The 6,269-nt window shown below is 70.4% G+C and carries 6 protein-coding genes; all 6 read left to right on the plus strand.

The window, feature by feature from the left end; all coding sequences use genetic code 11:
* On the plus strand, nt 1-1,027 hold a 1,027-nt coding region (locus tag G6017_RS03460), incomplete at its 5' end, for an amidohydrolase family protein (RefSeq protein ID WP_182615977.1).
* Entirely contained in the window at nt 1,024-1,788 is a 765-nt protein-coding gene (locus G6017_RS03465) for an ABC transporter ATP-binding protein (RefSeq protein ID WP_182615979.1), read from the plus strand. The genes G6017_RS03460 and G6017_RS03465, both read left to right, overlap by 4 nt.
* Nucleotides 1,788-2,741, plus strand: a complete 954-nt coding sequence (locus tag G6017_RS03470; RefSeq protein WP_241731358.1) for an ABC transporter permease — start codon at nt 1,788-1,790, stop codon at nt 2,739-2,741. Before G6017_RS03465 ends, G6017_RS03470 begins: the two co-directional genes overlap by 1 nt.
* 134 nt (nt 2,742-2,875) lie before the next feature.
* Nucleotides 2,876-4,057 (plus strand): ABC transporter substrate-binding protein, encoded by a 1,182-nt coding sequence (locus G6017_RS03475; protein ID WP_182610657.1) that lies wholly within the window; start codon nt 2,876-2,878, stop codon nt 4,055-4,057.
* A gap of 37 nt (nt 4,058-4,094) precedes the next feature.
* On the plus strand, nt 4,095-5,423 hold the full coding sequence (locus tag G6017_RS03480; RefSeq protein WP_182610658.1) for an FAD-binding oxidoreductase: 1,329 nt from the start codon (nt 4,095-4,097) through the stop codon (nt 5,421-5,423).
* A complete protein-coding gene (locus G6017_RS03485; RefSeq protein WP_182615981.1) occupies nt 5,420-6,262 on the plus strand; it encodes a creatininase family protein in 843 nt (280 codons plus the stop codon). Before G6017_RS03480 ends, G6017_RS03485 begins: the two co-directional genes overlap by 4 nt.
* The last annotated feature ends 7 nt before the right edge of the window (nt 6,263-6,269 follow it).

A 6,269-nucleotide genomic window follows, 5' to 3' on the forward strand; every position in this document is an offset into this window, starting at 1 on the left:
CGACGCGTGGCGGGCCTTTGCGGTCACCGTGGACGAGGACGAGATCCACGGACGGGCGCTGGCGGCGGCGCGGAGACTGGTGGCCAGCGGCACCACGGCGGTGCGCACCCATGTGGATCTGCACAGCGAGGGTGACCCGCTCCGCGGAGTCCGGGCCATGGTCCGGGTGCGCGACGAGCTCGCGGACGTGCTGGACCTGCAGATCGCGGTGATGGTCCGCGATGAGGACCCCGCCGAGCGGGCCCGCGACGCGATCGCGGCCGGGGCCGACCTCATCGGTGGCGCCCCGCACATCGCCCCCGACACCGCCGCGGAGACACACAGGTTGATCGACCTGGCCGAAGAGCTCGGGGTGGGCGTGGACCTGCACGTCGACGAGTTCCTCGACGGCGACCACGGCATGCTCACGGCCTTCACCGACCGGGTGGCCTCGTGGGAACCGGGCCGAATCCGGACGGCCGGTCACTGCTGCCGGATCGGCACGATGGACGCGTCCGGTCAGTCGGCCGCTGCCACCGCGCTGAGCGGCGCGGGTGTGGGAGTGGTGACACTGCCCGTCACCAACCTCTACCTCCAGGGGCGGGCGGAATGCACGTCCACGCCGCGCGGGCTGCCCCCCGTGCGGGCACTGCTGGACGGCGGCGTCACCGTGGGCGCGGGTGCGGACAACGTGCGCGACCCGTTCAACCCGGTCGGCCGCTCCGACGCGATCGAGACGGCGATGCTGCTGGTCATCGCTGCCCACCTCGACATGGACACCGCATGGCACCTGGTCACCGACGGCGCCCGCGACGTCATGGGATTGCCGCCCGCCGGTCCCGCTCCCGGCCGCCGCGCAGATCTGCTGCTCGTGCGCGCGAGCGGGCTCGACGACGTGATCGCCGACGCGCCCGTGGACCGGATCGTGCTTCGCGCGGGCCGCATGGTGTCCGCGAGGGCGTCCGTCCTCGTCGACCCCTTCCTCACACAGACCTCGACCCTCACACAGGCCTCGACCCACCCGCCCGATCTCCAGGAGGCACCATGACGACCCCAGCCCGCCCCGTCCTCCGGCCGGGTACCGAGATACTCGGTTTCTCCGACGTCGGGGTCACCTACCCCAACGGCACCCGCGCGCTCGAGGGCGTGGATCTCCGCGTGGGGGCCGGAGAGTTCGTCAGCGTGGTGGGACCCTCCGGGTGCGGCAAGTCCACACTGCTCGGGCTGGCCTCCGGCCTGGCGACCCATACCGACGGCTACATGCAGACCGGCACCGACCGGGTGGGGTACGTCTTCCAGGACGCCACGCTGCTGCCGTGGCGCACCGTCGCCCAGAACGTCGAGATGCTCGCCGAGCTCGACGGGATCGGCAAGGCCGAGCGGCGGCAGCGGGCGCAGGAGGCGATCGACCTCGTGGGGCTGACCGGCTTCGAGCACTCCCTGCCGCGAGAACTGTCCGGCGGGATGAAGATGCGGGTGTCGCTGGCCCGGTCGCTGACGCTGGAGCCCGAGCTGTTCCTGTTCGACGAGCCGTTCGGGGCCCTCGACGAGATCACGCGGCAGCGACTCGGTGACGAGCTCCTGGAGCTGTTCGCGGCCAAACGGTTCGCCGGACTGTTCATCACCCACTCGGTCGCCGAGGCCGTGTACCTGTCCACCCGGGTCGTCGTCATGTCCGGGCGTCCCGGCCGCATCGTCCACACCATCGACGTCCCCTTCGACGTCCCCCGCGACCCCGAGGTCCGGTACTCGGCCGACTACATCAACCTCGTCGGCGAGGTTTCCCGGGCTCTGGAGGAGGCACACTGATGAACACCACCACCACCACCACCACCACCGCTGCCGGCAGCACCTCGGCCGGCAGCACCTCGGCCGAGCCCGACGCGGACCCCGGGTCCGACACCCCGGCCCCGGGCGGGGCGACCACGGTAACCGCGCCCACCTCGGCGGAGACCGGGCGGCGGCGCCGGATCTCCGCGGACGGGGCGCTCGTGCGGATCGGCGGCCCGCTGGTCGTCCTGGCCGCCTGCCTGGCCCTCTGGTACTTCGTCAGCTACGTCGTGCTCGAACCCGCCCGCCGTTTCCTGCTGCCCCCGCCGCACGTCGTGATCACCGACGGGTTCCTCGGGCCCAATTTTCCGGCCATGCTCGAGGCGTTGGGTCGCACGACGGTCGTCGCCCTGACCGGCCTGGCGATCGCGTTCGTGATCGGGGTGGTGTGGGCGATCCTGATGAGTCAGGAGACGTGGGCGGAGCGCTCGCTGTTCCCGTACGCCGTGGTGCTGCAGTGCATCCCGATCCTCGCGCTGGTGCCGCTGATCGGCTTCTGGTTCGGTTTCGGGTTCACCGCGCGGGTGTTCGTCTGCGTGCTGATCGCATTGTTCCCGATCGTGTCGAACACCCTGTTCGGCCTCAAGTCCGTGGACCCGGGTCTGCGGAGGCTCTTCCGGCTTCACCACGCCGGCCGACTGACCGTGCTTCGCAAACTCGAGGCACCGGCGGCGCTGCCCGCGCTGTTCGAGGGCCTGCGGGTGGCCGCAGGGCTCTCCGTGGTCGGGGCGATCGTCGGCGACTTCTTCTTCAAGCAGGGGGACCCGGGGATCGGCATCCTCATCGACACCTATCGGGCGCGGCTGCAGTCGCCGGAACTGTTCGCCTCCATCCTGCTCGCCTCGCTGCTCGGTGTGGCCGTGTTCCTGGCCTTCGGGTTACTCTCCCGCAAGGTGGTGGGGCGGTGGTACAACGCCGACGACCAGCGGTGATGGCGAGAGTCTCGCCCCGGCCGTAACCCACATCTGCCCGACCGGCAACACAACCGAAACGTAGCACCGCTTCACTATAGATATTGATCACGTCAATACGGGAGGCCTGATCCGGCCCCCGGGAGGAGACCCAGATGCGCCGCACCCACACCACCAGGACCGTGCTCTCCGTGGCCGCCCTGTGCACCCTCGGAGCCGCCACACTGACCGCCTGTGGTGGTTCCGATTCCGAGTCCGCCGAGGCGGCGTCCGGATACAGCGGTGAGATCGGGGCCGTCGACCTCAGCGAGAGCTGCCCCGCCACCGTGGTCGTCCAGACCGACTGGAACCCGGAGGCCGAGCACGGACACCTCTACGAGCTGCTGGGCCCGGAACCCACTATCGACGCGGGCGCCAAGGCCGTCTCGGGCCCGCTGTTCGCCTCGGGGGAGTACACCGGGGTGGACGTGGAGATCCGCACCGGTGGCCCGGCAATCGGTTTCCAGCAGGTCACCGCGCAGATGTACCAGGACACCGACATCATGCTCGGCTACGTGGACTCCGACCAGGCCGTGCAGAACTCGCTCAACAATCCGACGATCGGGGTGTTCGCGCCGCTGGACATCAACCCGCAGATGATCATGTGGGACCCGGAGACCTACCCCGACGTGGCGCGGATCGCCGACCTCAAGGACGAGGGGACCCGAGTCCTGTACTTCGAGGGCAACGCGTACATGGACTACCTCACCGGTGAGGGCATCCTGGACCCCGAGCAGGTCGACGGCAGCTACGACGGGTCGCCGTCCAACTTCGTGGCGGCCGGCGGGTCGGTCGCGCAACAGGGTTACGCCAGCGCCGAGCCGTTCATCTACGAGAACGAGGTCGCCGAGTGGGGTAAGCCCGTGGCCTACGAGCTGCTCCACGACACCGGGTACCCGATCTACAAGTCCATGATGGCGGTGCGCTCGGCCGAGCTCGAGGACAACTCCGCGTGCCTGGAGATGCTCGTTCCGGTCCTGCAGCAGGCCGAGGTCGAGTACTTCGCGGACCCGGATCGCACCAACGCGGTGATCGTCGACGCCGTCGAGCAGTTCAACACCGGCTGGGTCTACAGCTCCGAGCTGGCCGACTTCGCCGTCGAGGCCATGCTCGACCGGGAGATCGTCGGCAACGGTCCCGACTCGACGGTCGGCAACTTCGACGAGGAACGACTGGCCGACATCGTCGGGATGGTCACGGGCATCTACGAGGCCGCCGACGTCGCGATCGCCGAGGACGTTGCACCGGAGACCATCGCGACCAACCGGTTCATCGACCCGGCCATCGGGATGAACTGATCCCCCCAGTGACCACCCGATTCAGGAAGGCACCCCAGTGAGCGAGACCCAGACGGCGTCGCCGACGGCTCCCACGGCCCCGGACGTGGCCGGACTCGTCGAGGATCTGAGTGACCTGCTCGGCCCGGAGCTCGTCCTCACCGACGACCGCAGCCTCGACAAGGCCTCACAGGACGGCTCGTATCTCAGCCCGATCCTGCGTGCGCAGTGGCCGATCGGCCGCCCCGAGGTGGTGGTTCGGCCCACGAGTGTCGAGCAGGTCCCGCCGATCGTCCGCGCGGCGGTCCGCCGCGGGGTCCCCATCACCTCACGGGGAAAGGGCACCGGCAACTACGGGCAGGTGGTGCCGCTGCACGGTGGTCTCGTGCTGGACCTGACCGCCCTGAGGGGCATCGACGACGTGGACCCGGAGGCCGGGACGGTCACCGCCGAGGCAGGCGTCCGCATGATGAGCCTGGAGAAGCGGCTCGCACGCGACGACTCCCAGCTGTGGATGTATCCCTCGACCGTGCAGTCCACGCTGGGGGGCTTCCTGGCCGGGGGGTCCGCAGGGACCGGAACGATCGTGCACGGCCGCAACCACGAGGGGTTCGTCGAGGCGCTCGACGTGGTCTACGCCCACCCCGACGCCGAGATCGTGCACCTGACCGGGGAGGACGCCCAGCCGTTCGTGCACACCTACGGGGTCGCGGGGATCATCGTCCGCGCCACCGTGAGGATCGAACCCCTGCAGGACTGGCGCTGCCTCTACGCCAGCTTCGACGATCACCACGACGCCTTCTCCGTGGTCCCGCGCATCCACCGTCTCGACCCTGCGCCGCGGCTCTGCTCGGCCGATGGCGCCCACGTGGCCGGGTGCCTACCGCCCGACGAGGCCATCCCGCCCGGCCGCGCGAGTCTGCGCGCGATCGTCGAGGCCTCCGTCGTGGACGAGGTGAGCGCCCTGGTCACCGGTGCCGGGGGAGTGGTGGAAGCGGTGCGCAAGGGGGTCAACGAGTCCATCAAGGTCTCGACCCTGTCCTACAATCACCCCACCCACTGGTTGCAGAAAGCGGAGCCGGACACGTGGTTCCACATGGAATGCCAGGGTGACGCGCTGGTGGAGCGGTTGGACGAGGTCGAGGCCGTCTATCCGGGCGGAACCCTGCACCTCGAGGCCGGCCACGGCCGAATGTTCGGCATGCTCAACGGTCACTACACCGACCCGGAGGCCGCCTACGCGGGAGTGCCCGTCCTGGAGGAGCTGGGCGTGAGGGTGCACTCCCCGCACCAGTACCGGGTGGACCACGGAACCGAGGAGGTGCGGGCGTTGGCGGCCCGGACCGACCCCCACGGCCTGCTCAATCCCGGGCGGTGGGAGGAATGATCGGGCCCGCCCGGCGCTATGCGGACCTGAGCACCGTCGAGGCCGCGCGGGTGGGCCGGGGCGATCCCGTCGCCGTCATCCCCGCCGGTGCGATCGAACCCCACGGCCCCCACCTTCCCCTGGCCACCGACCTGATCGTGGCCGAGGAGGTGGCGGCCCGGGCGGTGGCCGCCGCCGCAGCCGGGGAAGGGGCGGGGGGCGAGGTCGACGCCTGGCTCATGCCCGCCCTCGGATACACCAAGAGCGACGAGCACTCCTCGTTCCCCGGGGCGATGTGGATCACCGCGGACACCCTGCTGTCCCAGGTCCGTGAGCTCGGATCCGCACTGAGCGCCAGCGGGTTCGGCCGCGTGCTCTTTGTCAACTGCCACGGCGGCAACTCCGCCCTGCTGGAGGTGGCGCTGCGGGAACTGCGCCGGCGCAGCGGCCTGCGGACCTTCCTGTACGCCGGTCGGGCCAACCCCGGCCCCACCGAACTCGGCATGGGGATCCACGCCGGGTGGGCCGAGACGTCGATGATGCTCCACCTGCGCCCGGACCTCGTCGACATGTCCGTGGCCGAGGCCAGGATCCCCACCGGAGTGGCCGGGTGTCAGCACATCGGGTTCACCGGCCCCGTGAAGTTCGGCTGGCTGGCCGATGACCTGTCCGACACCGGGGTGATCGGCGACCCCACCGGCGCCGACCCCGACACCGGTGCACGACTGGTGGCCGATCACGTGGCCACCGTCGTCGGCGCGCTCGCGGAGATCGCGGTCTTCGACCCGGCGCGCGGAGTCCGGGGCGCCGACCTCTCCGCCGACCTCTCCGCCGTCGCCGCAGGGGGAGGTGCGCGATGACGGCCGC

The sequence above is a fragment of the Dietzia sp. B44 genome, assembly GCF_014145245.1.
In the GTDB taxonomy this organism is placed as follows: Bacteria; Actinomycetota; Actinomycetes; order Mycobacteriales; family Mycobacteriaceae; genus Dietzia; species Dietzia natronolimnaea.

What these genes read in the sequence shown, in the direction of transcription:
- G6017_RS03465 (WP_182615979.1), top strand. Translation starts at nt 1,024, where the DNA reads ATGACGACCCCAGCCCGCCCCGTCCTCCGGCCGGGTACCGAGATACTC.
- G6017_RS03470 (WP_241731358.1), top strand. Translation starts at nt 1,788, where the DNA reads ATGAACACCACCACCACCACCACCACCACCGCTGCCGGCAGCACCTCG.
- G6017_RS03475 (WP_182610657.1), top strand. Translation starts at nt 2,876, where the DNA reads ATGCGCCGCACCCACACCACCAGGACCGTGCTCTCCGTGGCCGCCCTG.
- G6017_RS03485 (WP_182615981.1), top strand. Translation starts at nt 5,420, where the DNA reads ATGATCGGGCCCGCCCGGCGCTATGCGGACCTGAGCACCGTCGAGGCC.